Genomic DNA, 25526 nt, shown 5'->3' with positions numbered 1-25526 from the left:
CCAGTTGTTGAGAGATTTCATCGTGTTCTTCATGTTGGTGGCTCCTTTCGTGATGCCGTGGCGCGGTCGCACCTAGTTGCTGTTGCGCTGCACTATAGCACAGCGAAGTGTGTGCGGGGAAATCTTTTTTAAAAAGATTTCAAGCGGGTTTCCCGGGTTTCCCGTCGGTCAAAAGAGCGGGCTAAGCGGGCGAGGCTGCCATGGCTGCCTTGTCCGCTCAGCTAAGACATGAGGGCCTTAGGCCTTCTTGCGACGATAGATCACGTAGACGCAGACACCGATGATGACGACGGCGCCAACGGCCATGGCGGCCATGTTGTTGCCCTCGGACTTCTCCTCGGTGACCTCTTTCTTTTCGGCCTCGGGCTCGGCCACGTCCTCATCGGAAAGGGCCTCGTCGGCGTAGGTGATGGACTCGACCAGGCAGTCGTTGTCAGCATCGTAGTCACTCGGGACGAACTCCTCGGAGAAATCGCCCTCCTGGAGGTAGTCGCGCATCTCCTCGAGCATGGCCTTGCACTTAACATAGGTGTTCTTGGTTGCAGCCTTGCCGGCCTTGTTGGCCAGGGCGGTGCGGGCTTCGGTGCCTTCTTCGGCCTGCATGGCCTCGTCGACGGTCAGGTTCTGCTCGATGAGTTCCTTCTGCAGGGCGTCGAGATAGGCGCGGACGCCGGCGGCGCAGTGGTCGCGGTTCTCATAGGCGAGCGTGTTGATGTCCATGAGGACGTAGTTGATGGAGTTCTTGGGCTCCTCGTTGTTCACGACGTCTTCCTCTTCGCAGTGATCGAAGGAGACATCCTGATCGCTGAAGTAGGGGCTGACCTCGGTGAGCAGTGCGGAATAGAGGGGGATGGCGACGGAGAACTCGGCGTTGGATAGCATCTCCCACTGGATGGTCGCGATCTCGGGGTCCATGCCGTGACGGATCTGGAAGGTGTGGATTTCGGTGTTGCGGTTGGAGCCGATGGCATAGGCGCCGTCGGTGTTGGCGTTGAGGCCGGCGACATTCTCGCCGCGAGCGGCGAAGGAACGAATCATCTCAAAGGTGTTCCAGTCGGACTTGCCGGGCGTAAAGAACAGCGGCTGCATTTCGTGGACCAGGGCGCCGGTCGTCGCGCGAGCGTCTTCGCGCTCGTCCTTGACGATCTCGTAGTCGGTGCCCTCGGCAAGCGGAGCCATGAAGTAATCGCGGCCCTGGATATAGCGCGACCACTGGTGCATGCCGGCCTCGCCAATCTCCTCGCCGTAGGTCTTGGCGACGTCGAACTTGCCGTCGGTGTACTCGGCAAAGCCCTTCTCCTTAGGCATAGACTCGATGCCCTCGGAGTGGAGGCAGTTCTCGGTGTCGTCGAGGTCGACGTCATAGGTGAGGTTGCCGATGTTGGGGTTGAGCGAGGCGATATCGTCAGTGAGCCTCATGGCGATCCACTGATGGCCGGAAAGCGCTGCAAACAACCAGGTCTCGTTGTTGTCGGCAATGATGATCTGGTCGTTGGAGCAGACGCCCTGCTCGTCAATCAGGCTGCCGAGGAGCTCGACACCCTCGCGGGCCGTGGCACTCTCGCCCAGAATGACGCTGGCGTAGTTGTATTCGCCAATGCCAGTCTCCTCGGTGATGGGGTCGGCCTCTTCGGCCTTCTCGTTATAGGAGGTGCTCAACGTGGCAGAGCAGGAGACGCCCTTCTCGTTGATGCCTGCCTCGGAATATGCGTCGTAGCGATCTTCCCACTGCGAGGGGTTGTCGCGAACGAAGGTGTAGCGGTAGGTTGCGCCCTTGGACTTGTACTCAAAACCGGACTCGACCGAGGTGTACTCGTTGCCGTCCTTGTGTGCGGGCTCAATGCCAAAGTGCTTGATGTAGCGCGGACCGAAGTCCTCGGAACGGCCGTAGTACGTGTTGCCGTCTGCCGTCAGCTTGCTGCCCATGTAGATCTGGGTGCAGGCGAGTGCCGAAGTCGGCATGGCCATGATAGCCGCTGCTCCAAACGCAAGGCCGCAGCCGAGCTTCTTGAGCGTGTTGACAGGATGAGTAAACCTCATAATCCCTCCCAACTGTTGAGACCCCGCAAAGCTATGTGGAATCTCAGCTAATAAATACATCTATTAGCCTATAGGAAGTCTAAAGAGTATTCATCTATTTCGATGAAATACTCGATGAGCGTCCTAAAATATGCGATGAACGGATAAGAATACTCATTATGTAGCTTTACTTAAATAAAGGCACCCTGCAATTACTCTACCTGAATAAAGCACCTTGCACGGGGCGCAAAGAAAAATCCCCCGCTGTTTGGCAAATGCATAAACAACGGGGGAGACGATGATTGGATGAATATCATACCAATGTGGAATTACTTCTTCCGGCGGTGGATAACGTTAATCGCATAGCCGATGAGCATGGCCAAAACGATGACGATAAAGCCGAGCAGGGGATTGTCGTTCATGGGGTCCTCCTATTTTCCGAGTGGGGAGAATTCGTCGACGATGAGGTCGAGGCATTGCGGAAGTGCGCGGGCTCCAAAGACGCCCGAGTTGCTGGAGATGATTTCGCCATCGAACTGCATGCCCAGCGACGGGGTGCAGGTGATCTTGGCTTCTTTGGTCTGGATGATCTTAAACTGCGGACGGCCGAGCACCTTGCCGGCGGGGTCGAGCGCGGCGGTGATCACGGTCGGGAGCAGCTGCACGGTTTTTACGGGCTCGATGACCGCGATGTCGACCATGCCATCGTTCATGCGACAGTCGGGGAACAGGTTGATGTCGTTTTGGATGACCGAGGTGTTGCCGGCCATGCAGCAGATGCCATCGAGCTCCTCGACAATGCCGTCATGTTCAATCGTAAAGTGCGCCACCGTGGGGTTGGGCGTAGCGAGCGCGGATAGGAAGTAGGCGATCTCGCCGATGTCGTTTTTGGTGGGGGCGGCCTTCATCATGATCTCGGCGTCGTAGCCCGATCCGGCGATGATGATGAAGCCGTGGCGCTTTTCGTTGCCGTTCTCGTCGAGCCAAAAGAGCTCGCCCATGTCCGCCTTGACGGTACGGCCGACGCGGCAGGCCTTGGCGAGCGCCGCGGCCTCGGGGGCATTGCCAATGTTGTTAAAGAACAGGCAAGCCGTGCCGGAGGGGAAGACGAGCGTGGGGACGCCGCATCCGCGCATTTGGTCGAGCACGTTGGAGACGGTGCCGTCGCCGCCCGAAATCACCACGCGATCAAACTCGCGCACGTCTGCCACGGCGTCCTCGGGTTCCATGCCATCGCCGATAAAACGCATCACGACCTCGTCGCCGCCCTGCGCGAGGGCGTGCGTGAACGCGTAGATTTCATCTGAGCTGGGGCCCGATGCCGGGTTGTGGATGATAAGGCAGCGCATACTTACGTTCCCGTTCTGTGACTAACCGAGTATAGTTGTAGGGCAATGCCGATATCCTACCCGTGTTTTTCGGGCCTAACCTTATTCGATGGGTTGATATGTACATTTCCACACATCAGGCTCTGCTCGACTTTTGTCAGCGCGCCCTCGAGTTCGACGCGATTGCCGTCGATACCGAGTTTTTGCGCGAGCGCACGTTCCACCCGCGCCTGTGCTTGGTTCAGATTGCCACCCCTGCCGAGAGCGTCGCGGTCGATCCTCTGGTGATCGACGACCTGTCTCCCTTGGCCGAACTCATGGCCGACGAGAGCGTGACCAAGGTATTTCACGCCTGCTCGCAGGATATGGAGGTTATGCTCCATACCGTGGGCGCGCTGCCGCGTCCCATTTTTGACACGCAGGTGGCCGCCGCCTTTTTGGGCGAGCGCCAGCAGATTTCCTACGGCGCGCTCGTGCAGACGTTTTGCGGTGTCTCATTGCCCAAGACCGAGTCGCTGACCGATTGGTCGCGCCGCCCGCTGACCGATAAGCAGATTGAGTACGCGATCGATGACGTCAAGTATTTGATCGTTGCCTATACCGAGATGATGAGTCGCCTGCGCGAGCTGGGCCGGGTGGACTGGGTGCTCGACGAGTTGCGTCCGCTGGCCGACGAGTCGCATTATCGCGCCGATCGTCACGAGGCATTCCGCAAGGTCAAGCGCATCAACTCGTGCAGCCGTCACCAGTTGGGCATCGCGCGCGAGCTCGCCGCCTGGCGCGAGGACCGCGCCGAGCGCCGCAACATCCCGCGCAAGTGGGTCATGTCCGACGATACGCTGCTGGCGCTCGTCAAGCGCAATCCCGTGCGCGTCGAGGAGTTCCGCAGCATCCGCGGCACCGACCAGCTGGGGGAGCGCGATGTGGACGGCGCGCTCATGGCCATCAAACGCGGCGCGAGCTGCCCGCACGACCGCCTGCCGCTCATGGTGCGCGGGCATCGCCAGATTTCGCCGGAGTTGGAGAGCGTGACCGACCTTATGTATGCGCTTATTCGCTTGGTCTCCGAGCGCTCGGGCGTGGCGACCTCGGTCATTGCCTCGCGCGATGACCTGGCCGACTACATTGAGCATCCCGAGCAGAGTCCCCTGCGCGAAGGCTGGCGCTTTGAGCTTGTGGGCTCGCGCCTGGACGATCTGCTTTCCGGCAACATGGGCCTCACCGTGAAGGACGGAAAGATTGAGTTGTTATAGGTATATAGTTACGCGGTTTTACCAAACCGCGTAACAGCTCGACGCTGCAAACGGCCGAGAGCGGCAATCTGACGTTCAATCGTCGCTCGCGTACCAAAGTACGCGTCGCTTCTCTTTCACGTCACCTTGCTCGCTCTCGGCCGTTTTCGCTGACAATGCCTAAACATCGATGCTGACTTGCCTGCTGGGCGAGTGGGTAGAATGCCTCCAACGTGTAACTCGATTCGGAGGAATTCGCATGCCCTATTACTATGGATATGGCTTTGGCATCGACCCGCTGTACCTGCTGGTTGTTCTTGTCTGCACGGTACTTGGCCTTGCCGCACAGAACTATATCAACTCGACGTACAAAACCTGGTCCAAGGTTCGCTCAGACGGTGACACGGGTGCCACGGTCGCTCGCCGCATGCTTGACGCCAGCGGTTGCAATGCCGTGGGTATCAAGGGTGTCGCCGGTGAGCTCACCGACCATTACAACCCGCAGGATAACAACCTGTATCTCTCGGACGCCAACCGTTCGGGCGGTTCGGTCGCAAGCGTTGCCGTCGCTTGTCACGAGGCGGGTCACGCCGCTCAGCGTCAAAGTGGTTATGCCATGATGAAGGTGCGCACCGCTTTGGTCCCCGTCGTCAACTTTACCCAGAACACCTGGACGATCGTGCTGCTCATGGGCCTGTTTATGAACATCGCGGGACTCACGACCCTCGCACTGATCTTCTTCTCGTTTAGCGTGCTGTTCCAGCTGGTTACGCTGCCGGTTGAGATTGATGCCAGTCGGCGCGCCGTGGCGTATATTGAGCAGTCGGGTATGAGCTCCAAGCAGGTCAACGGTGCCAAGAAGGTCCTGACGGCCGCTGCGCTTACCTATGTTGCTGCAGCGCTCACTTCGATCATTCAGCTGCTCTACCTTATGGCTCGTTACAACAGAAACTCCAACCGATAACAAATGGGACCGACGGGCGCCGTGGGGATTTGTGTCCCCGCGGCGCTGTACTATGTGTTGGACTTGAATTTGCGCAGGGCCGAAGCCCTTGTGCACGATGACGAAAGGGGGCTGCGTGGCAGGCTGGAATCTGACCGGCAATACCGTTTCCGCCGAGTTCGACGGATCGGAAGAGCAGGAGCGCAAAGAGCTCAGCGTGAGCCAAGCGGTAGAGATCGCCGCCGGCGCGCTCGATGCCATTCCGCAGCTGAGCGTTTTGGGTGAGGTCACGGGTTTCCGCGGTCCCAATGCCCGAAGCGGCCACTGCTACTTCCAAATCAAGGACGACTCGGCCGCCGTCGACTGCATCATCTGGAAGGGCGCCTACCTTAAGCGTACCTTCGACTTGCGCGACGGCATGCAGGTGAGCTTTAAGGGTAGCTTCAATCTTTACAAGCCTACGGGTCGCATGAGCTTCGTTGCCCGCTCGTTCTCGCTGGCGGGGGAGGGCCTGCTGCGTCAGCAGGTGGCTCAGTTGGCCGAAAAACTGCGTCGCGAGGGCCTGATGGACGAGGCGCGCAAACGTCGCATTCCGGTGTTTTGCTCGCGTGTGGCAGTCGTCACCTCGCTTTCGGGTGCCGTGATCGACGACGTCAAGCGCACACTGCGCCGTCGCAACCCGCTTGTCGAGCTTGTTTGCGTGGGTGCCAAGGTGCAAGGCGAGGGTGCGCCGGCAGAGCTTATTGAAGGCTTGCGCCGCGCCGCTGCCATTACGCCGGCACCCGATTGCATCTTGCTGGTGCGCGGCGGTGGCTCCTTCGAGGACCTCATGACCTTTAACGACGAGGAGCTTGCCCGTGCGGTGGCAGCCTGTCCCGTGCCTGTGGTGACGGGCATTGGGCATGAGCCCGATACCTCGATCTGCGACATGGTGAGCGACCGTCGCGCCTCCACGCCAACGGCAGCGGCAGAATCGGTGGCGCCGGCTATGACGGAGTTGGCCGACGTGCTCGAGACGCGCCATCAGCGTCTGGGCGCCGCGATGGCTTCGATGATCGGGTCGGATCAGGTCGATCTGGAAATGCTCGACCAACGCGGCCGTCGTGCCTGGGACACCTATACGGCTCGTCTGGGCGACGCACTCGATGCAGCCGCGTGCCGCCCGTGCCTCAACGACCCCACATTTATGGTCGAGCGTCGCGAGTCTGAGCTTGCCCTGACGGCCGATCGCCTGTCGGGCGCCATAGCGCGCTCGGTCGGGACATTCCGCTCCAACTTTGAGCACCTGCCCGAGCGTCTGGTTGCAAGCACCTCGGGGCTCGATGGCAAGCGCCATGCGCTCGCGCTTGCGAGTTCTCGTCTGGAGCATCAGGGGCGCACGATGCTCAACAAGCCAGCGTCCGACCTGGGCCGTGCGGCAGCCTCGCTCGATGCCCTGTCGCCGCTCAAGGTGCTTGCTCGTGGTTATTCCATCGCGTACAGCGATGATGGGGTGGCCACGAGCGCCAAGACCTTTAAGCCCGGCGACGCCATCCGCGTGCGCATGGCAGACGGCAACGTGGCGGCAACGGTCGATACGGTCGAATAGACCGCGTTTCATAGCGATAAACCTTTAGGAAAGGAAACAGATATGGCAGAGAAGACCCCGGTCGAGCAGCTTACGTACAAGCAGGCCTCGCAGGAGCTGGAGCTCATCATTCGCAGCTTGGAGTCGGGCGATATGGAGCTCGAGGAGTCGCTCGAGAGCTATACCCGCGGCGTCGAGCTCCTCAAGAGCCTGCGCACCCGCCTGTCCGATGCCGAGCAGAAGGTCTCGGTGCTTCTCAAGGACGTCGACGGCAACGACGTGCTCGCCGACGGCGAGGCCGCCAACACCGACGACAACCTCTCGTTCTAACCATCCTGACCAAATATAATTACCTTGGTCTGTGAGAAAGGAACCAACCATGTGTGATTGCATCTTCTGCAAAATCGCCAACCACGAGATCCCCTCGACCGTTGTCTATGAGGACGATCAGGTCATCGCGTTCGACGACCTCAATCCCCAGGCGCCGGTCCACACGCTCGTGATCCCCAAGAAGCACTACAGCGACATCGCTGACAACGTACCGGCCGAGACCATGGGCGCCATGGCTCACGCCATCCAGGAGGTCGCTAAGGCCAAGGGCTTGGAGGACGGTTTCCGCGTCATCTCCAACAAGGGCGTCAACGCCGGCCAGACCGTCATGCACTTCCACATGCACGTCCTCGGCGGCAAGAACCTGGGCGAGAACCTCATCTGAGGGCGCGTAGCCCGTCGACTTGGCTGCCTTTGGAGTAATCTATGCAGCTTTCTCAACTCGAATACCTTCAAGCGGTAGCGAACTATGGCGGCGTGCGCAAAGCAGCTCGCGCCGTTCATGTGAGTCCGCAGGCCGTTTCGTCGGCAATCAAAAAGTTGGAATCTGAGTATCAGATTGTTTTGCTCGACCGATCGGCGGGGGAGGCTGTTTTGTCTCCGGCGGGCAGAGAATTTGCACGTCGTGCACGCGTGATCTTGGCACAAGTCGACGATCTCAAAAAGTACGCTCAATCGAGGGGCGACGGCGTTTCGCCCGATGGCCACTTTCGTCTTTACGCCCCCTGCCTTCATGGACGGGGGCGCCTTTTTGCCGAAAAATGGTATGACTCGTTTGAACGCTCGCACCCTCAGATTCATCTTGATGTGTGGCATCAGCCAACGGCAACATGCTTTGAATCACTTATACTTGGAATTTCGGACGCGGCTATCTCATTCGAGGAACCACGGGACAGCGTCCTTTCTTCAAAATATTTGGGTGAAAAAGAGCTCAAGGTTCTTTCGTGCCCAGCGGGTCATCAATCTGTGGGCGCCATGACCATTCGCGAGTTACTGGGCGGCAGGCTCGCTGTTCCCATTAATTTGTCACCCTGTCTCAATGCAATCAATCAATGTCCCGAAGCCCAGCTCGTCAATTTTCGCTTCCGTGATGTTGAATACGGAAGCAGGGCTCAGACTGAGTTTCTTCAAGCCGGGGGATTGATATTGAGTTTGTCTGGGTCCTCTCTCGCATCGGATGGGTCAGAAGTGAGTGAGTGCTCCATTGAAGGTTCGCGTGATGTAACCTTGCCTATCTACTTTTGCTATCGGCAAAATTCCTGGACTGATCGACACCAGACGGTTTTTCTGCACCTATTGCGTCATCTTGCTTCGTGAAATTAATTGGCTTCGAGACGTCAAGTGATTATTGACGCCTTTTAACACATAGCTGACAGCTTTGCCCTCATGCTTTTCCAAGATTCCGATTTAGATTGCTGACTCTTGGAGGGCGGAGCATGAAAAACCGTACGGTTTTGTTTTATATGACGTTCGTTTTTCTGCCGAACTTCAGCACCATCTTGTATTTTCTAACTGTCTACCTTGAGTTCGTCGGGCTTTCGATGGTAGCGATTTCTAGCATGATGATTGCATATCAAGTGAGCAAGTTCATCCTCGAAGTTTCCACTGGCTATATTGCTGATAGGTTTGGACGAAAGACTGGCGGTCTCGTTGGCGTTGTGGGAATGCTTGGATACTACGCCGCCCTGCTTCTCGTCCGTTCTCCTCTGCTTTTAATCGGCGCGTTTGCTCTCAAAGGTTTTGCCGTTGCATGTGTGAGCGGATCCATAGAAGCGATTTACATTGACAGCGTCTCTCAGGACCAGCTCGTAAGACTTAATGTCGTTGAGCGATTTGTTTTCTATGCCTCTTATGCCATCTCCGCTTGAGTGGGCGGTTTCATTTCGTCCGTCGGTGCATACCTCATTGGTCTTTCGGCAGATATCATCGCAATGGTGTTGACGTTGGTTGTCGTTGTCTGCATTCCTGAGATGCGAAGAGGGGGCACTGCGGCGACACCTGAGCGTGGGATTGGCCCGAAGATGATCGGTGCCGCTATTGCCTGTAGTGGCGTTCTTCGGTCAGCGTTTATCATGGACTGTTCTCAGGCATTTGCCTTCGTCGCCCTGGAAGACTTTTTCTCACTGTTGCTTGCAGGCCGCGGAATGAATGCCGTCGCTTCGGGCGTGACCATTGCGGTCCAGCTCCTTGCCTCCGCCTCCATAGGGTTTATTGTTCCCAGTGTGATTGCTCGTGTCGACAAGGGCCGTTTTGCGCGTATTTGCGGCATCATTCGCTTAGTATTGACAGCTTTGTTTTTGATTCCCCTTACTCCGGTTAATTTGCTGCCCGTGTTCTATGTGCTGCAGACGGTTGCGTACTCGTTGTTTGCCCCAATCAAATACTCAATTTTTCAAAATGCTGCCGATTCTTCGATGCGCTGTTCACTGATTTCGGTTCAAAGCCAGATGGTGGCGGCGGGTGCCGTTCTTTTCTATCTGCTCAACGCTGTGTTGAGTAGCGTTGCGGGCATTCGAGTCGTATTGCTTGTTGCGCTCGGGATTTCTTCCCTGGTGTATATCCCCGCGCTATTTCGTCTTACAAGTCAAAGGCCGTGAGTATTTGGGCATCGATAACTTATATATCAACGCAATAAACCCGAGCGCGAGGGCGTTTGGGTTTATTATTGAAGCGTATGTAACCTGGCGGCGCCACACCGCCTGTTAGTAGGGAGACACATGAACGTTCTGGTCGTCAACGCAGGATCTTCGACCCTTAAGTATCAGGTCATCGATACCAAGTCCCACAAGGTGTCCGCAAAGGGCTCCTGCGAGCGCGTCTGCTTTACCGGCGGCACCTTCACCCACGCTGCCAACGGCTCCAAGAAGGTGACCGAGAACATCGAGTTCCCCGACCACAAGGTCGCCATCGAGGTCGTCCTGAAGGACCTCGAGGCTAACGGCGTCAAGATCGAGGGCATTGGCCACCGTATCGTTCAGGGCGGTTGGTACTTTGGCGATTCCTCCCTCGTCGACGAGGACGTCCTTGCCAAGATCCGCGAGGTCGCTCCGCTCGCCCCGCTGCACAACAACCCCGAGGCCAACGTTATCGAGTACTGCCTGGAGCAGTATCCCGACCTGCCCAACGTCACGGTCTACGACACCGCTTTCCACTTCAACATGCCCGAGGTCGCCAAGACTTACGCCCTGCCCAAGGACGTCTGCGACAAGCTGCACATCCGTAAGTACGGCGCCCACGGCACCAGCTACCGCTACATCTCCAAGAAGGTCGCCGAGATGACCAACGGCGAGGCCCGCAAGGTCGTCGTGTGCCATATCGGCTCCGGCGCTTCCCTGTGCGCCATCGAGGACGGCAAGTGCATGGACACCACCATGGGCTTGACGCCGCTCGACGGCGTCATGATGGGCACCCGCTGCGGCTCCATCGACCCGGCTACCGTGTGCTACCTGCAGCGCGAGGGCGGCTACACCTTCGACGAGGTCGACGAGATGATGAACAAGAAGTCCGGCCTTTTGGCTGTGACCGGTGGCAAGACCAACGACTGCCGCAACGTTGAGGAGCTCGCCGCCGCTGGCGACCCCGAGGCTCAGCTCGCCTTCGACATGTTTGTCTACAAGATTGCCGCCAAGGCGGCCGAGATGGCTACTTCTATGTGCGGTATGGACACCCTGGTCTTTACCGCCGGCATCGGCGAGCATGCTCCGGCCGTCCGCGCCGGCGTTGCCGACCGCCTGGCCTTTATGGGCGTCAAGATGGATCATGTCCGCAACGCCCTGCGTGGTGACGGCGCTTGGTGCCTGTCTGCCAAGGATTCCAAGGTCAAAATCTTTGTCATCCCCACGGACGAGGAGTTCATGATCGCTTCCGACGTCGAGCGCATCGTCAACGCCAAGTAATTACAAGAGGGGAGGGGCTGGACGGCAACATGCCGTTCAGCCCCTCTTTTGAACTCGTTGGGCGATATGCCTGATAGCTATTTATCAAGTTGTGATAACTTCTTATTAACATACGGCCGCCTTGAGCGGTCTGCGCCGACCGTATCGCACTGCAAAGGAGTCTCATGAACGTACTTGTTGTCAACGCCGGTAGCTCAAGCCTTAAATATCAGCTTTTGGATACCGATACCCGCGAGGTTTTCGCCAAGGGCAACTGCGAGCGCATCGGTTCGGACATGGGCATCTTTGGCCACACCGAGAACGGTGGCGCCAAGCAAACCGAGGAGGTTCCCTTCCCGGATCACCGTTCGGCTATCGCACGTGTGCTCGAGGAGCTCGAGAAGACCGACTTTACGATCGATGGCATTGGACATCGCATCGTTCAGGGCGGTTGGTACTTCGATGATTCCGCTGTCGTCGACGACGAGGTTATGGCCAAGATTCTTGAGGTGGCTCCCCTGGCTCCGCTGCACAACTACGGCGAGGCCGCGGCGATTGAGTATTGCCGCGAGAAGTATCCGGAGCTGCCCAACGTGGCCGTCTTCGACACCTCGTTCCACATGACCATGCCCGAGGTTGCCTACACCTACGCCCTGCCCAAGGACGTGTGCGACAAGTATCACGTGCGCAAGTACGGCGCTCACGGAACGAGCCACCGCTACGAGTGGATGATGGCCAAGGAGATCCTGGGTTCGCGCTGCCACCGCCTGCTTTCGTGCCATCTAGGTAACGGTGCCTCGCTTGCCGCTATCGAGGACGGTGTTTGCCGCGATACCACGATGGGGCTCACGCCGCTCGACGGCTTGATGATGGGAACCCGCTGCGGCTCCATCGATCCGGCCACCGTGTGCTACCTGCAGCGCGAGGGCGGCTACAGCTACCAGGAAGTCGACGACATGATGAACAAGCAGTCTGGCCTGCTTGCCATCTCGGGCATCTCCAACGACGCCCGTGACATCCGTACGCGCGCCTCCGAGGGCGACGAGCGCTGCCTGCTCGCCTTCGATATGTTCGCCTACAAGGCCATGCAGCAGGCCGGCTCCATGATCGCTTCCATGGCGGGCGTGGACACCATTACCTTTACCGCCGGCATCGGCGAGAATGACTGGTCGATCCGCAAGGCCTTCTGCGACTGCTTCGAGTGGCTGGGCGTGCGCATCGACAACAACAAGAACCGCGAGGCCGTGGGCAACGGTCCGCAGGTCATCAGCGCCGCCGGTTCCGCCGTCACGGTCATGGTCATCCCCACCGACGAGGAATACATGATCGCCCACGACGTCGAGCGTCTGACCGCGAATAACTAGTGCGTTCGCTTGCGATTGAACGAAAGGCCTCCTGAGCAGCAGCTCAGGAGGCCTTTTTGCTAGCAGGCGGAAATTCCAGTCCCAAAGTGATCACCGCCAGCAACGCCTGCGCTCCCAACAACGGCACCCATCCATTCAGATCCTCAGCCCCAGCTCGTAGCCAAGCCGCCGTCCACCCCAGATGCCCTGATTGCCACGTGGCGGCAGGGACCCTACAGGGTAAAGCTCTGAAAACATTCCGCAGGACGCATGAAGCCCCCGCCGCACGTAGTGCGCAGCGGGGGCTTCATGCATGTCCGAGGACGTTTTCAGAGCTTTACCCTGTAGGGTCCCGAGGGGATACGTCCGCTACTCAGCCATCTGAGCCTGGACGGCGGTGATGGCTACGACACCCACGATGTCGTCGGCAGAGCAGCCGCGCGAAAGGTCGTTAACCGGCTTGGCGATGCCCTGCAGGATGGGGCCGTAAGCGTCGGCGCCAGCGAAGCGCTGAACCAGCTTGTAGCCGATGTTGCCGGCCTCGAGGTCGGGGAACACGAGCACGTTGGCCTTGCCGGCAACGGAGGAGCCGGGAGCCTTGAGCTGGGCGACGGTGGGGACGATAGCGGCATCGAGCTGCAGGTCGCCGTCGATGGCGAGCTCGGGTGCCTTCTCCTTGCAGAACTTCACGGCCTCCTGGACCTTCTTGGCGACCTCGCCACCGGCGGAGCCCATGGTGGAGTAGGAGAGCATGGCCACGTGCGGCTCAACATTGCCCATGAAGGTGGACCAGGAGTGAGCGGAGGCGATGGCGATCTCGGAGAGCTCGTCGGAGGACGGGTTGATGTTGAGGCCGCAGTCGGCGAAGATCAGCGTGCCGTCGGTGCCGAACTGCGGGGTGTCGGTGCACATCACGAAGAAGGCCGAGACCAGCTTGGTGCCCGGGGCGGTCTTGAGAATCTGAAGCGCGGGGCGCAGGGTGTCGGCGGTGGAGTGGCAGGCGCCGGAGACCAGGCCGTCGGCGTCGCCCATCTTGACCATCATGGTGCCAAAGTAGGTGGCGTCCATCACCTGGGCGCGAGCCTGCTCGATGGTAACGCCCTTCTTGGCGCGGAGCTCGGCAAACTTCTGTGCGTACTCCTCGTGCTTCTCGGCATTGCGCGGGTCGATGACGGTGGCGCCGGGAACGTTGATCTCGTTGGGATCGCCCAGGATGACGATGTTGGCCAGGCCTTCTTCGATGATCTTGTTGGCCGCGACGATGGTGCGCGGATCCTCGCCCTCGGGCAGGACGATGGTCTTAAGGTCGGCCTTGGCGGCAGACTTCATACGGTTTAGGAAATCGCTCATGTTACTCCTTGCAAGCGTTTCGCTAAGCTCCAGGCGCCCGGCTGTTCACGAATAAACCCGCTGCTAGCGGGTTTACCTTTCAATTATGTACGCCGCGGTGCTTGAGCTTTCCTTGTGTGGCAAGCTCATTATAGGACGCATTAGCGCTATAATCGCTCTGATAAATATGTCTCGAAGAATGTTCGAGAAAAGCCCAGCTAACGAGCCCGTGGCTTTTGACAAGGAGTATCGATGCAGATTACCTCAGGCCTGCCTGAAGGCTTTAACGCCGGCGCGTACGACATGATTGTCGTCGGTGCTGGATATGCCGGTGCCGTTTGCGCCCGCCGTCTTGCCGAGACCATCGGCTATCGTGTTGCCGTTTTGGAGCGCCGTAGCCACATTGCGGGCAATGCCTATGATTGCACTGACGAGGCCGGAATCCTGATCCACGAGTACGGTCCGCATATCTATCACACCTTTAACGAGCGCGTGCACAATTTCCTGTCGCGCTTTACCAAGTGGACGGATTATCAGCACAAGGTGCTCGCCAACATCAACGGCACCCTTATGCCCGTGCCCTTCAACCATGCGAGTCTCAAGCTCGCCTTTGGTGATGAGCGCGGCGAGGAGCTGTATCAGAAGCTCGTGGAGACCTTTGGCAAGGATGTCAAGGTGCCCATTATGGAGCTGCGTAAGAAGAACGACCCCGACTTGGCCGAGGTCGCCGATTACGTCTACGAGAACGTCTTTTTGCATTACACCATGAAGCAGTGGGGCCAGACGCCCGACCAGATCGATCCCTCGATCACCGGTCGTGTTCCCGTCTTTGTGGGCGACGATGACCGCTATTTCCCGCAGGCTCCCTTCCAGGGTATGCCGCAGGACGGCTACACGGCGCTGTTCGAGCATATGCTCGACCACGACCTGATCGACGTGTTCTGCGACGTGGACGCCCGCGATCTCTTTGAGATCGACGAGACCACCGTCAAGATCGGTGGCAAGGTCTACGGCGGCGAGATTGTCTATACCGGTCCGCTCGATGAGCTGTTCAACCTCGACCTGGGCGCGCTGCCGTACCGCACGCTCGACATGAAGTTCGAGACGCTCGATATGGACCAGTTCCAGCCCGTGGGCACCGTCAACTACACCACGAGCGAGGATTACACGCGCATCACCGAGTTCAAGAACATGACCGGTCAGGTCCTGCCCGGCAAGACCACCATCATGAAGGAGTACTCCAAGGCCTATACGCCCGGCTCGGGCGAGACGCCGTATTACGCCATTCTTGAGCCCGAGAACCGCGAGCTCTATGAGCGCTATCTTGAGCGCGTCCAGAACCTGACAAACTTCCACCCGGTGGGTCGTCTGGCCGAGTATCGTTACTACGATATGGATGCCGTGACCAATTCCGCCCTCGATCTTTCGGATGAGATTATCGCCTGCCATGCATAAAGTCATAACATTCGGTATTCCCTCGTATAACGCCGCTAAGGACATGGACCATTGCATCACCTCCATCTTGGAGGGGAGCAATTATGCCACCGATATCGAGATTATCATCGTCGATGACGGTTCCAAGGACGAGACGGCCGCTAAGGCCGACGAGTGGGAGGCGCGTTACCCCGGCATTATCCGCGCGGTGCATCAGGAGAACGGCGGCCACGGTATCGCCGTCCTTTCGGGCTTGCGCGAGGCGCAGGGCACCTACTACAAGGTTGTCGACTCGGACGACTGGCTTGACGGCGCTGCCCTTTCGACCATGCTGTCGATTCTGCGTGGCTTTGAGGAGCGCGACCAGCGCGTTGACCTGTTTATCTCGAACTACGTGTATGAGAAGGTTTACGAGGGCACGCATACCGCTATCGGTTACAAATTTGCCCTGCCGCGCAAAAAGATCTTTTCCTGGGATCAGATCGGTCATTTCCGCCTGGACCAGAACCTACTCATGCACAGCCTGTGCTATCGCACGGATGTGCTGCGCGAGTCCAACCTTCCCATGCCGCCGCACACGTTCTATGTGGACAACATCTACGCCTACGTGCCGCTGCCGCGTTGCAAGACCATGTACTACGCCGACATCGACCTCTACCGCTACTTTATCGGTCGCGAAGGCCAGAGCGTCAACGAGGCAACGATGGTCAAGCGTCTGGACCAGCAGTTCCGAGTTACGCGTATCATGATGGAGTCGTACCACCTGAACAGCGATGTTGAGTCGTCGCGTCTGCGCTCGTACATGATGGGTTATTTCACTATGATGATGGCGATCTGCTCGGTGCTCACCAAGCTTTCCGACGAGGATTGCGCCGACGAGCGCCTGAAGACGCTGTGGGCGGACCTGAAGGCCTATGACGAGCGTATGTATCGTCGTGCACGTTACGGTGTGGTCGGCTTCTTCACTAACCTCCGCGGTCGTGCCGGAGACAAAACCACACTTGGCCTATACCGTCTTGCCTCAAAGATCTTCAAATTCAACTAGGGCAGAAACGCTCGGGTAACGGGGACCCCTGGTCCTTAACTTGCTACTTCGAACAGTCCTGCGCAAGACGGAGGCGCCACTGGCGCCTCCTTTGCGTGCGGAACTCGTATCAAGTTAAGGACCAGGGGTCCTCTGTTATGTCTTGCTTTATGTCAGCAAGCTGAATTTGAAGACCTTGGACGCGCGGTATACATGGGCCTGGGCTGAAAAGACTTGGTTGGTAGGTTGCCCGGTGGGTCTTGGTCATGTTTGTCGCGAGTTCCGCACGAGCCGAAGAGCACTTAATGTGCTCTTCGTGCGAGCCAGGACTGTAGAGCAGCAAACATAACCAAGACCCACCGGGCAACCGGACGAGCTAGTTTACTTCGCGGCGCCGGGGATGCCGTGGGAGGTTTTGGCGGTTTTGGCTCCGTTTACGATGGCGGTTTGCAAAGCCCTTACGGCGAGCATGCCCAGCAGGTCTAGGGGAACGGCGGCGCTTGCCTGGGCGCCCAGTTTGCCGCTGGCGAGGGTGTAGATGGTGTCGCCGTCGTTGGTGGTGTGCGTGGGACGGATGGCGTGTGCGTAGGCGTCTGCGGCCATCTGGGAGACCTTGGTGGCTTGTGCCTTAGTGAGTTCCACGTTGGTGACGATGCAGCTGATGGTGGTGTTGGTGCGGTCGAGCGGCATCTGCATGGATCCGGCGGCAGCAAAGGCTGCGAGTTCCATGTCGACGATCTGGTCGCTATCGGCTGCGGCGCGCATGCCGGCGACCCACTCGCCGGTGAAGGGGTCGACAACGTTGCCGCAGGCGTTGACCGAGACCACGGCGCCCACCTTGACGGGGCCGAGTGCCACGGCGGCGGCGCCAAGGCCGGCCTTCATGCAGGTGGCGGGGCCCATGAGCTTGCCCACGGTGGCACCGGTGCCGGCACCTACATTGCCCTGCTCGAGCGTGGTGGGGGTGTTGTCGAGTGCCTCGCGCACGGCGGCGATGCCGGCCTCTATGTCGGGGCGAACGGTGGGGTTACCAAAGGCGAGGTCGAAGATACAGCTGGAGCACACGATAGGCACCTGCGTGGGGCCGACGGGAAGGCCGATGCCGCGGCTCTCGAGTTCGCGGGCCACGCCGCTTGCAGCCTCGAGGCCAAAGGCCGATCCGCCCGAAAGGCAGACGGCGTGGACCTTATCGACGGTGTTTTCGGGACGCAACAGGTCGGTCTCACGCGAAGCGGGGGCGCCACCACGTACGTCAACGCCACCGGTGGCACCCTCGGGCGCCACGATTACGGTGCAGCCGGTGCCAGCCTCCTCGTCCGTATAGTTGCCAAAGCAAAAGCCATCGACATTGCAAACATCGATGGCTTCGAGCAGTGTGTCCATGTGTTCTCCTATCGGTTTTCCGCCGGGCCTTATGCCCAGTCGGGATCCGTACGGTACGGCAAAATTGTAGGCGCTGGGGGATACCCAGCGCCAGATGCAATTACGAGAGTTTTTGAATCGCGCGTGCGACGCGAGCGATGGGCAAGCCCACCACGTTGTAGAAGTCACCCGAAATATCGTGCACAAGCATGCGGCCGCCTGTGCCTTGGATGCCGTAGGCCCCGGCCTTGTCCATGGGTTCGCCGGAGGCAACATAGCGCTCGATCTGCTCTTCGGTAAGCTCATAGAACGTCACGTCGGTCACATCGACAAACGACAGGCTCTCGGCGGCATGCGGAGCTGTAGCGTCGCCGGCTTTAACGATGCAGACGCCGGTTGCGACCTGGTGCGTGCGGCCCGAAAGCTCGCGGAGCATGGTGCGCGCCTCGTCCCCGTCTGCCGGCTTGCCCAAAATTTGGCCGTCAAAGGTGACAATAGTATCGGCCGCGACGGTCAGTTCGTTGGGCTCGGCATGCTCGGCGGCAACGGCGGCAGCCTTAGCGCGAGCTAAGCGCTCGACAAGCGTAAGCGGGGCCTCGTCATCAAAAGGAGTCTCGTCGATGTCAGCGGGAATGACGCGGATGTCGTAGCCCGCTTCGCGCATCAGCTCGATGCGGCGCGGTGATTGCGAAGCCAAAATCATAGCTGAATGCCCTCGGCAACCTTCTCGACAGCCTTGTCGCCGGCGAGCGTACGCAGCAGCTCAAGCGCAAAGGGGAGCGACTGGGCCATGCCGCTGGCGGTGATGATGTTGCCGTCGTGCGTGACCTTGTCGCCGGTATAAGTGCCCTCGGGGAAGCTCTTCTCAAAGCCGGGGAAGCACGTGGCATGGCGTCCCTCGAGCAGGTCGAGCTCGCCCAGGATAAACGGGGCGGCGCAGATGGCGGCAACATGCTTGGTCGCGGCGAACTCACAGACTACGTCGCAGACGCGCTGGTCGGCGCGCAGGTTGGTGGCGCCGGGCAGGCCGCCGGGCAGCACGACGCAGTCATACTCGTCAAAGTTAATCTCGTCAAAGAGTGCGTCGCAGGTTACGGGAATCTGCAGCGAGCTTACGACCTCACGCGTGGGCATGATCGAGACGAGCGTGGCGCGCACGCCGCCGCGACGCATGACATCGACCATGGTCAGGCATTCAATCGTTTCAAAGCCATCGGCGGCAAGAACGGCAACGCTGGGCATAAGGGTTCCTTTCAAAAAGCGGCATACAATTAGCCGTCTTATACCCCGAAGGCATACGCTTGCCACGCTCGATTTCCCAATGTTTAAAAAGGGACGGGGATTTGATAATCATTCGGCGCGCAATGATTATTTAATCCCCGTCCCATTCCGTTGTGCGCCACCGACTTTTTTGCACGTTGAGAATTGTTGCGCAACACATTTGGTTTTTTCAGGCTTAGCGTAGCCTCAGGTCATATTCACTTCTCGATTGAAAGGGGAAACCATGCCAAATACGAGAAAAATGAAATGGGGGGGCTTCTAATAGCCGGCCTGGCGCTGGCCGCTAGTCTTATTGTCGCGCCGCTGGGCGCCTACGCTGCCGACGTCCCCACGCCGGAATTCAAAGAAACATATACGGTGGAAAGCGCTGAGCGTGTTGTGTGCCGATCTTTATCGGGGAAGTACATCGTCTTTAACGAGGATAATAATGGTGACCCCGGCGATTATGGAACGGTTTTAAACGTTGAAGACGGAACGCAGAAGCGTGTCAAAATGTCCCTCGAGAACAGCTGGGATGGCTACTGCTGCTTCTCTTCCGATGAAAAGACGTTATATGCGTACGACGAGGATAGCCTGTCGGTTACCGCCTATGATTTGAGTTCAAATAAATCAAAGACTTATAAGCTTGGAAGTTCCGTTATTGCAGATGGCAGTGCGCATCGTTTTCAGCTGTCTGAAGACGGAAGATCATTTCTATTTCTTTCGGGATCTCGATCGATTCAGTTTTGCAAGTACAATTTCGAAAAAGATGAGATTGAGGAGCAATTTGCTATAGATGATGATGCTCTTGGCGTTGAGCCCTCTTTTGAGGTAATACGAGACGACTACTGGCTGTCTTCGGATGGTATGTACGGATACATAGTGTTCGATGGGTCTGAAGATGGCAAAAGTTGCAATAAAATAGTTACCTATGACTTGGGCACAGCTTCGATTGCGAATATCGTTAGCGTTGAACTGGATACGGATAACAGTTATGGAGCCGTCTATCCTCTGGGCCTTTGTTTTTCCGGCATTCCAATTACTTCGGACAAAGGCACCTTCCTTAACAACGGCGCTCTGTTGTCGAAGAATGGCGAAATGACAAATGATGCTGTTTGCGGTCTTTCAGAGCCTGACTACCCGAATGAAGATGATGGCATCTGCTCGGTTAATTCGAGCGGTTCATTGGCTTTAATTGCGCAAGGTAATGCTACTTCTTCTGACGAAGTCGCGGTATATGATTGTGCTTCGGGCAAGCAGGGGGAGAAAGTAAAGCCGTCTAGTCCGGTTGGCGCTTATGGTTCATTGTCCAATGATGGTCGATATGTGCTCGGAATTAAAACTAATTCTGATAACAATGACAAGATGGTATTGCTTGATTTAAATAAGAACGTTGCTTCTAAGACGCCTTTAAAGAGCGGAAGGAGTGTGGTCGAGCTCTGGTTTGCTGATGACGATACGCTGGTTTGTTGTATGGGTCCTGCTGAAAAGGGCATTCGGGTTGATGTGTACAAGTCGAACATTGCACGAAGTCCTCTAAAAACAGCGTCATCTGAAAAGGCAGAAGAGTCTTTCTTGCACAGTCCTGTTATTTTCGGCGCAATTGCCGTTGCATTGGCTGTTGTTGTTATCGTCGTTGTTTTTGTTGTCCGAAGGAAGATGGCGTCTTGTGTAGCCACCGATTCTCAGTCGACCCCTCTGGAATCCGCTTCCGACTCGCATATTAACCTAACGCGCCAGCAGGACTCGCCTCGGTTTAGGGGCGAGCAGCAATTCCAGCAGGCTGCAACCTCTATGGATGGACCGCGCTTTTGTGCCTTATGTGGCACTCCGCTCGTTCCCGATGCAAAGTTCTGTCCTCATTGCGGCACCCCGATAAAACGTTAACTGCGATACAGTACCAACGTGCATAGTTAAACAAAAGACCCAGCTGATTGCATTATGAATATGAAATCAGCTGGGTTATTGTTTGATGGTTTGCACTGCTTTCCAGTCTCGTCTGTTTCGCCTTACATGACAAAAAAGAGATGGGAATGATTATCTAAGCCCCAAAAAGGCCATCCTGGGCAATGATCATGCGGTTAGTTGCGCTTGAGGTGGACGACGGTTTCGCAGTGGAAGGTTTGCGGGAATAGGTCGACCGGCGTGATCTTGACGGGGGAGAAGGTGCCCTCCTCGACAAAGCGCTTGAGGTCGCGTGCCAGGGTGGCGGGGTCGCAGCTCACGTAGGCCACGTCGCGCGCACTCGTGCTGGCGATGAGGTCGATGGCCTCGGGCGCCAGACCTGCACGCGGCGGATCGACCACCAGGACATCGGCATCCTGGTCGGGGAACTCGCGCACGGCATCGCCGCCGATGACGTCGACGTTATCGAGCTTGTTGATCTCCAGGTTGCGACGCAGGTCGCGCACGGCCGGGCCATAGGCTTCGACGGCGGCGACAAAATCGCAGCGGCGGGCGAGCGGCAGGGTAAAGGTGCCGGCACCGCAGTACAGGTCCACGGCCAGCTCGTCTTCCTGCGGGTCGAGGGCGTCCATAACGAGCTCGATCAAAATCTCGGCACCCTTGGTGTTGACCTGGAAAAACGATGGGGCGGACAGGCGCATCTGGCCTTCGGCGATATTCTCGGTCCACGAGCCCTCACCGGCGAGCATCTCCACCTTGGAGACGCGGCGGGCCTTCTTCTCGCCCTTGCTCATCACACGCACCACGCTCGTGGGATGAGCGGCGTCCGCCAGCACACGGGATACCTGCGAGCGCGGAAAAGAGCCTGTGGGCGTCCAGAGTGCGACCTCGAGTGCCTTGGTGCGGCGCGAAGCGCGAATGCCCACGCGCTCCAGACCCAGGTCGTGGCTGCCGCTTAGATAGTTGAGCGCGCCGACGACCGACTTGAGTGCTTTGGGAAAACGCTTGTCGAACAGCGGGCACGCATCGACGGTCACGATTTTGCTGGGGTCGACACCGTGCATGCCAAGGCGCACGCGACCGTTGACGACGGTCGGTTCGAGCTCGATTTTATTGCGGTAGCCCCAGTCGTCCTTGGTGTGGCGGATGGGCTGTACCAACTCATCGACCTGCTCGGGAGCGAACTTGCCGATGCGCTCGAGCGTGGAGCGCAGATTTTGCTCCTTGGCGGCGAGCTGTGCCGTGCGTGAGAGATTGCCCCACGAGCAGCCGCCGCAGATGCCCACGAAGGGGCAGGGAGGCTGAATGCGATCGGGGCTTGGCTCCAGAATCTCGGTGGTGCGGGCGCGCATGAACGACTTGCCGTCCTGTACGACCTCGGCCTCGACGGTGTCGCCTGCCACGGCACCCTGCACAAAGACGGCTTTGCCGTTGTCGGCGTGCGCCAGCCCGTCGGCGCCGTAGGTCATCGATTCTATGGTGAGCTTCATATTCCTGCCTGTCATTCGTGTTGTTGTTCGCACCATGGTAGCAGGGAAAAGCGCCCCGCATCCGAGGCTTTCCTCAAATGCGGGGCGCTTCTACAAACCGCTTCTACAAACGACTATTTCGTCTTGCCGGTAATGAGCGTCTTAAGACCCAGGCCGATCAAGCCCAGGCCCATGCGCACGCGACCGGGGCGATGGCGCTCTATGGCCTTGGTCTTGCCAGCGGGCTTCTCGCGGCGGGCGCTCGTCTCGGGTGCGGGCTTGGTGACCTGCGGCTCGGGCTGAGGTGCAGGTGCAGGCTCGGGCTCAATGACGGTCGCCTGGACCTTCTGGACCTCGGGTGTGGCCGGCTGCGGCTCAGGAGCAGGGGCGGGCTTTGCCTCGACGGCGGCCTCGGCGTTGCGATAGGCACGCTCCAGCAGAGCTTCCTGCGAGTTGAAGGGCTTCTCGCCCTCTGCACGCTCGACGGGAACCCAGGTGCCGTCACTCGTCAGGCTGCGCGCTTTCACGTTGTCGCGCAGCTGCATGCCCATGTACTCGTGCACCAGGGCGCGGCAGGTGGGGTCGAGCACAGGGAAGGCGATCTCCACGCGGTGCTCGGTGTTGCGCGTCATCATGTCGGCCGAGCTCAGATAGATCATGTCCGAGTCCACGCCAAAGGCGTAAACGCGTGCATGCTCCAAAAAGCGTCCGACGATAGAACGGACATGCACGTTCTCGGTCTTGCCCGGAACGCCCGGCTTGAGGCACGAGATGCCGCGGATGATCATGTCCACGCGGACTCCTGCGCACGATGCTTCGGCGATCTTGTCGATGACCTCGCGGTCGGTGAGCGAGTTGAGCTTAAAGAACACACGTGCGGGCTCGCCAGCGAGGGCGCGCTGGATCTCGCGATCCAGGCCGCGTATGATGAGCGGCTTGAGGCCCACGGGCGCCACGCCCAGGAAGCGGTAATCGCCGTGCAGGTTGCCCAGCGACAGGTTGCGGAAGAACAAGTTGGCGTCCTCGCCGATGCCGGGATGGGCGGTCATGAGCATAAAATCGCTGTAGAGCTTGGCCGTCTTCTCGTTAAAGTTGCCGGTGCCCAACAGCGTCAGACGGGTAAGCGCCATGCCCTCGCGATAGGTGAGCTGGCAGATCTTGGAGTGGCATTTAAAGCCTTCGGAGCCGTAGATGACGGTGCAGCCTGCCTCTTCCAGTCGCTCGGCCCACTCGATGTTGTTCTGCTCGTCGAAGCGGGCGCGGAGCTCCATGAGCACCGTGACCTCTTTGCCATTCTCGGCGGCATCGATCAGCGACTCGCACAGGCGGCTCTGCTTGGCCACGCGGTAGAGCGTGATGCGCAGCGAGATGCACTCGGGGTCGTAGGCGGCCTCGTGCACCAGATCCAGGAAGGGGTTCATGGCCTCATAGGGATAAAAGAGCAGCTTGTCGTGCTGAAGTACCTGCTCGCGGATGGAGCGGGCCATATCGATGGTGGGGTTGGGCTGCGGCTTAAACGGCGTAAAGAGCAGCTCGTTGCGCAGGTGCTCGGGAATCTTGCCCTCAATGCCAAAGACATAGCCCAGGTCGAGCGGGATATCGCAGGTAAAGACCGAGCGACGCGAGAGCTCGAGCGCCTTGCGGATAGTCTTGAGCGTTGACTTTTCGAGCGAGCCCGATACGGCGAGTACCACCGGCTGCAGACGCAGGCGCTTCTTGAGGATACGCTTCATGTGCTGGCGGTAGTCCTCTTCCTCCTCGACGCCCTCGCCGTCCGGATCGATGTCGGCGTTGCGGGTGACGCGGATGAGTGCGCGGTCGAGCGGCTTATAGGAGCCAAAGCAACTGTCCAGGCAGGCGAGGATGACGTCCTCGAGCAGAATGTAGGAGTAGGTGCCGGTGGGCGAGGGGATCTCGACCACGCGGTTCATCGAGGCGGGAATCTCGATCAGGCCCAGCAGACTTTCCTCGTCGGTGACGCCGTCCAGGCCGCAGGCCAGGTAGAGCGCGCCGTTGCGCAGGTTGGGGAAGGGGTGGCGCGGGTCGATCACCAGCGGTGAGATGACCGGCGACACGTAGGCCTGGAAGTAACGGGTGACAAAGGTGCGTTCCTCGGGCGTAAGCGAATCGACACGCGCGCGGTGAACGCCCAGGGTGTCGAGCTTGCCTTCGATGTTCTTAAAAATGGACTCCCAACGGGTAAGGAGCCCGGGCATTTCGTCCATGACAGCATCGACCTGTTCGGAGGCGGTCATATTGCTCTTGTTGTCGACAGGTTGCTTTTTGAGCTCGGCCAGGTCGGACAGGCCACCCACGCGCACCATGAGGAACTCATCGAGGTTTGACTCGAAGATCGAGACGAACTTAAGGCGCTCGAACAGCGGCACGGACTCATCAAAAGCCTCGTCGAGCACGCGGTTGTCAAAGCGCAGCCAGCTGAGCTCTCGGTTCTGCGTGTACGAGAAGTCGCGCGGCGGTTTGCGCAGCTTTGCGGCGGCTTGCTTTTTTTCGATTTTGCTCGGCATATTCATCTGTCCGTTCAGTCCCCGCGGGGGACGGTAGCCTAACACTATTCTCTATTGTCTCAATTTAGTCGACTTGCGGCACGGACGTATTGTGCGAACGGTATCTTTACCTACTTCTAACGCTGACGAGCCGAAGCACTAACGTCCGGTGCTTTGAGTAAGCGATCTATATCCTCACTCAACTGGTGAGAATGTATGAATAAGAATGATAGCAAGCTGAATATAATCGAATGTAGGTCGAATCGAGGGCAAGCATCATTTATATGCAGAAAACCGTTTTCGCTATGCAATTTTGAATCATGGATAACTTTGAGTGTTTCGTCTTGAATTACTAGAAAAAAATAACGTTTACCTAGGAAAATCTGCTTTACGAAACTGAAGTGCATCATGGGGGAATCATATGCGATATACCGTTCATCGCACTTTGCTGACCGTTCGGGGGCGAGGTGGAATTGCGGGTGATTTTTGGATATAACTAGAGCTGTCAGCAAGCAGCGTCCCATATGGAGGGGCGCTGATACATTCGGCCAGTAAGGCCCGAAAGAAAGGTAGGAGGCCATGACGAAAGGTCTGCACGTGCC

At 58.3% G+C, this 25526-nt stretch carries 21 protein-coding genes; 13 read left to right on the top strand and 8 right to left on the bottom strand.

Going from position 1 to position 25526, the window contains the following annotated elements; genetic code table 11:
* Nucleotides 1-237: 237 nt before the first annotated feature.
* Both DW171_RS00105 and DW171_RS00100 read right to left on the bottom strand, forming a co-directional pair.
* Nucleotides 238-2040, bottom strand: a complete 1803-nt coding sequence (locus tag DW171_RS00105; RefSeq protein WP_158565508.1) for a C69 family dipeptidase — start codon at nucleotides 2038-2040, stop codon at nucleotides 238-240.
* Nucleotides 2041-2450: 410 nt separating this feature from the next.
* On the bottom strand, nucleotides 2451-3368 hold the full coding sequence (locus DW171_RS00100; protein ID WP_117817808.1) for a diacylglycerol kinase family protein: 918 nt from the start codon (nucleotides 3366-3368) through the stop codon (nucleotides 2451-2453).
* A 98-nt stretch (nucleotides 3369-3466) separates the two neighbouring features.
* Here DW171_RS00100 and rnd point away from each other — a divergent pair, with 98 nt between their 5' ends.
* The 10 genes from rnd to DW171_RS00050 all read left to right on the top strand — a co-directional run bounded on the left by rnd (nucleotide 3467) and on the right by DW171_RS00050 (nucleotide 12658).
* On the top strand, nucleotides 3467-4600 hold the full coding sequence (gene rnd / locus DW171_RS00095) for a ribonuclease D (RefSeq protein WP_118270125.1): 1134 nt from the start codon (nucleotides 3467-3469) through the stop codon (nucleotides 4598-4600).
* A gap of 238 nt (nucleotides 4601-4838) precedes the next feature.
* On the top strand, nucleotides 4839-5543 hold the full coding sequence (locus tag DW171_RS00090) for a zinc metallopeptidase (protein ID WP_117800356.1): 705 nt from the start codon (nucleotides 4839-4841) through the stop codon (nucleotides 5541-5543).
* Nucleotides 5544-5658: 115 nt separating this feature from the next.
* On the top strand, nucleotides 5659-7110 hold the full coding sequence (xseA, locus tag DW171_RS00085) for an exodeoxyribonuclease VII large subunit (protein ID WP_369832244.1): 1452 nt from the start codon (nucleotides 5659-5661) through the stop codon (nucleotides 7108-7110).
* Nucleotides 7111-7152: 42 nt separating this feature from the next.
* Nucleotides 7153-7419, top strand: coding sequence for an exodeoxyribonuclease VII small subunit (gene xseB / locus DW171_RS00080; protein WP_006234311.1), 267 nt, complete (start codon nucleotides 7153-7155; stop codon nucleotides 7417-7419).
* 49 nt (nucleotides 7420-7468) lie between these two features.
* Nucleotides 7469-7804: a histidine triad nucleotide-binding protein gene (locus DW171_RS00075; protein WP_035137921.1), complete on the top strand. Its 336-nt coding sequence runs from the start codon at nucleotides 7469-7471 to the stop codon at nucleotides 7802-7804.
* Between the two features lie 41 nt (nucleotides 7805-7845).
* A complete protein-coding gene (locus tag DW171_RS00070) occupies nucleotides 7846-8736 on the top strand; it encodes a LysR family transcriptional regulator (protein ID WP_118270124.1) in 891 nt (296 codons plus the stop codon).
* Nucleotides 8737-8855: 119 nt separating this feature from the next.
* The gene (locus DW171_RS00065) at nucleotides 8856-9287 is read left to right on the top strand and encodes an MFS transporter (RefSeq protein WP_118270123.1); all 432 of its coding nucleotides are present in this window, start codon (nucleotides 8856-8858) and stop codon (nucleotides 9285-9287) included.
* A 75-nt stretch (nucleotides 9288-9362) separates the two neighbouring features.
* Complete coding sequence (locus tag DW171_RS00060; protein ID WP_147357328.1) at nucleotides 9363-10016, top strand: hypothetical protein; 654 nt, start codon at nucleotides 9363-9365, stop codon at nucleotides 10014-10016.
* A gap of 120 nt (nucleotides 10017-10136) precedes the next feature.
* Nucleotides 10137-11315 carry an acetate/propionate family kinase gene (locus tag DW171_RS00055; RefSeq protein WP_118270121.1) on the top strand — a complete coding sequence of 393 codons (1179 nt, stop codon included), beginning with the start codon at nucleotides 10137-10139 and terminating at the stop codon, nucleotides 11313-11315.
* A 164-nt stretch (nucleotides 11316-11479) separates the two neighbouring features.
* Nucleotides 11480-12658: an acetate/propionate family kinase gene (locus DW171_RS00050; RefSeq protein ID WP_118270120.1), complete on the top strand. Its 1179-nt coding sequence runs from the start codon at nucleotides 11480-11482 to the stop codon at nucleotides 12656-12658.
* 348 nt (nucleotides 12659-13006) lie between these two features.
* On the opposite strand, the gene pta is transcribed toward DW171_RS00050, so the two are convergent.
* Nucleotides 13007-13987: a phosphate acetyltransferase gene (gene pta, locus DW171_RS00045; RefSeq protein ID WP_089573084.1), complete on the bottom strand. Its 981-nt coding sequence runs from the start codon at nucleotides 13985-13987 to the stop codon at nucleotides 13007-13009.
* A gap of 231 nt (nucleotides 13988-14218) precedes the next feature.
* Between pta and glf the strand changes: the two genes are divergently transcribed.
* Nucleotides 14219-15421 (top strand): UDP-galactopyranose mutase, encoded by a 1203-nt coding sequence (gene glf, locus DW171_RS00040; protein ID WP_117817796.1) that lies wholly within the window; start codon nucleotides 14219-14221, stop codon nucleotides 15419-15421.
* The gene (locus tag DW171_RS00035) at nucleotides 15414-16445 is read left to right on the top strand and encodes a glycosyltransferase family 2 protein (protein WP_118270119.1); all 1032 of its coding nucleotides are present in this window, start codon (nucleotides 15414-15416) and stop codon (nucleotides 16443-16445) included. The genes glf and DW171_RS00035 overlap by 8 nt, the downstream gene beginning before the upstream one ends.
* Before the next feature lie 360 nt (nucleotides 16446-16805).
* On the opposite strand, the gene DW171_RS00030 is transcribed toward DW171_RS00035, so the two are convergent.
* From DW171_RS00030 to DW171_RS00020, 3 genes are all read right to left on the bottom strand, one after another.
* Nucleotides 16806-17807, bottom strand: a complete 1002-nt coding sequence (locus DW171_RS00030; RefSeq protein WP_118270118.1) for a P1 family peptidase — start codon at nucleotides 17805-17807, stop codon at nucleotides 16806-16808.
* Between the two features lie 100 nt (nucleotides 17808-17907).
* The gene (locus DW171_RS00025) at nucleotides 17908-18489 is read right to left on the bottom strand and encodes a nucleoside triphosphate pyrophosphatase (protein ID WP_118270117.1); all 582 of its coding nucleotides are present in this window, start codon (nucleotides 18487-18489) and stop codon (nucleotides 17908-17910) included.
* The gene (locus DW171_RS00020; protein ID WP_118270116.1) at nucleotides 18486-19028 is read right to left on the bottom strand and encodes a DJ-1 family glyoxalase III; all 543 of its coding nucleotides are present in this window, start codon (nucleotides 19026-19028) and stop codon (nucleotides 18486-18488) included. The genes DW171_RS00025 and DW171_RS00020 overlap by 4 nt, the downstream gene beginning before the upstream one ends.
* 186 nt (nucleotides 19029-19214) lie before the next feature.
* On the opposite strand from DW171_RS00020, the gene DW171_RS00015 reads away from it, so the two are divergent.
* Entirely contained in the window at nucleotides 19215-20933 is a 1719-nt protein-coding gene (locus DW171_RS00015) for a zinc ribbon domain-containing protein (protein WP_147357327.1), read from the top strand.
* Nucleotides 20934-21127: 194 nt separating this feature from the next.
* Here DW171_RS00015 and rlmD read toward each other — a convergent pair whose 3' ends face one another.
* Together rlmD and ppk1 are read right to left on the bottom strand one after the other, a co-directional pair.
* Nucleotides 21128-22456, bottom strand: a complete 1329-nt coding sequence (gene rlmD, locus DW171_RS00010) for a 23S rRNA (uracil(1939)-C(5))-methyltransferase RlmD (protein ID WP_118270114.1) — start codon at nucleotides 22454-22456, stop codon at nucleotides 21128-21130.
* A gap of 98 nt (nucleotides 22457-22554) precedes the next feature.
* Nucleotides 22555-24951 (bottom strand): polyphosphate kinase 1, encoded by a 2397-nt coding sequence (ppk1, locus tag DW171_RS00005; RefSeq protein ID WP_118270113.1) that lies wholly within the window; start codon nucleotides 24949-24951, stop codon nucleotides 22555-22557.
* Between the last annotated feature and the right edge of the window lie 575 nt (nucleotides 24952-25526).

The sequence above is a fragment of the Collinsella sp. AM15-2 genome (assembly GCF_003471985.1).
GTDB lineage: Bacteria > Actinomycetota > Coriobacteriia > Coriobacteriales > Coriobacteriaceae > Collinsella.
The sequence above is the reverse complement of the archived record's forward strand: the minus strand, read 5'-3'. Positions and strand labels throughout refer to the sequence as shown.

Coding starts and splice junctions, on each gene's coding strand:
- DW171_RS00025 (WP_118270117.1), bottom strand. CDS start 18,489: ATGATTTTGGCTTCGCAATCACCGCGCCGCATCGAGCTGATGCGCGAA.
- pta (WP_089573084.1), bottom strand. CDS start 13,987: ATGAGCGATTTCCTAAACCGTATGAAGTCTGCCGCCAAGGCCGACCTT.
- rlmD (WP_118270114.1), bottom strand. CDS start 22,456: ATGACAGGCAGGAATATGAAGCTCACCATAGAATCGATGACCTACGGC.
- DW171_RS00090 (WP_117800356.1), top strand. CDS start 4,839: ATGCCCTATTACTATGGATATGGCTTTGGCATCGACCCGCTGTACCTG.
- DW171_RS00100 (WP_117817808.1), bottom strand. CDS start 3,368: ATGCGCTGCCTTATCATCCACAACCCGGCATCGGGCCCCAGCTCAGAT.
- glf (WP_117817796.1), top strand. CDS start 14,219: ATGCAGATTACCTCAGGCCTGCCTGAAGGCTTTAACGCCGGCGCGTAC.
- DW171_RS00055 (WP_118270121.1), top strand. CDS start 10,137: ATGAACGTTCTGGTCGTCAACGCAGGATCTTCGACCCTTAAGTATCAG.
- DW171_RS00065 (WP_118270123.1), top strand. CDS start 8,856: ATGAAAAACCGTACGGTTTTGTTTTATATGACGTTCGTTTTTCTGCCG.
- DW171_RS00105 (WP_158565508.1), bottom strand. CDS start 2,040: ATGAGGTTTACTCATCCTGTCAACACGCTCAAGAAGCTCGGCTGCGGC.
- DW171_RS00050 (WP_118270120.1), top strand. CDS start 11,480: ATGAACGTACTTGTTGTCAACGCCGGTAGCTCAAGCCTTAAATATCAG.
- ppk1 (WP_118270113.1), bottom strand. CDS start 24,951: ATGAATATGCCGAGCAAAATCGAAAAAAAGCAAGCCGCCGCAAAGCTG.
- DW171_RS00070 (WP_118270124.1), top strand. CDS start 7,846: ATGCAGCTTTCTCAACTCGAATACCTTCAAGCGGTAGCGAACTATGGC.
- DW171_RS00030 (WP_118270118.1), bottom strand. CDS start 17,807: ATGGACACACTGCTCGAAGCCATCGATGTTTGCAATGTCGATGGCTTT.
- DW171_RS00075 (WP_035137921.1), top strand. CDS start 7,469: ATGTGTGATTGCATCTTCTGCAAAATCGCCAACCACGAGATCCCCTCG.
- DW171_RS00035 (WP_118270119.1), top strand. CDS start 15,414: ATGCATAAAGTCATAACATTCGGTATTCCCTCGTATAACGCCGCTAAG.
- xseB (WP_006234311.1), top strand. CDS start 7,153: ATGGCAGAGAAGACCCCGGTCGAGCAGCTTACGTACAAGCAGGCCTCG.
- DW171_RS00020 (WP_118270116.1), bottom strand. CDS start 19,028: ATGCCCAGCGTTGCCGTTCTTGCCGCCGATGGCTTTGAAACGATTGAA.
- rnd (WP_118270125.1), top strand. CDS start 3,467: ATGTACATTTCCACACATCAGGCTCTGCTCGACTTTTGTCAGCGCGCC.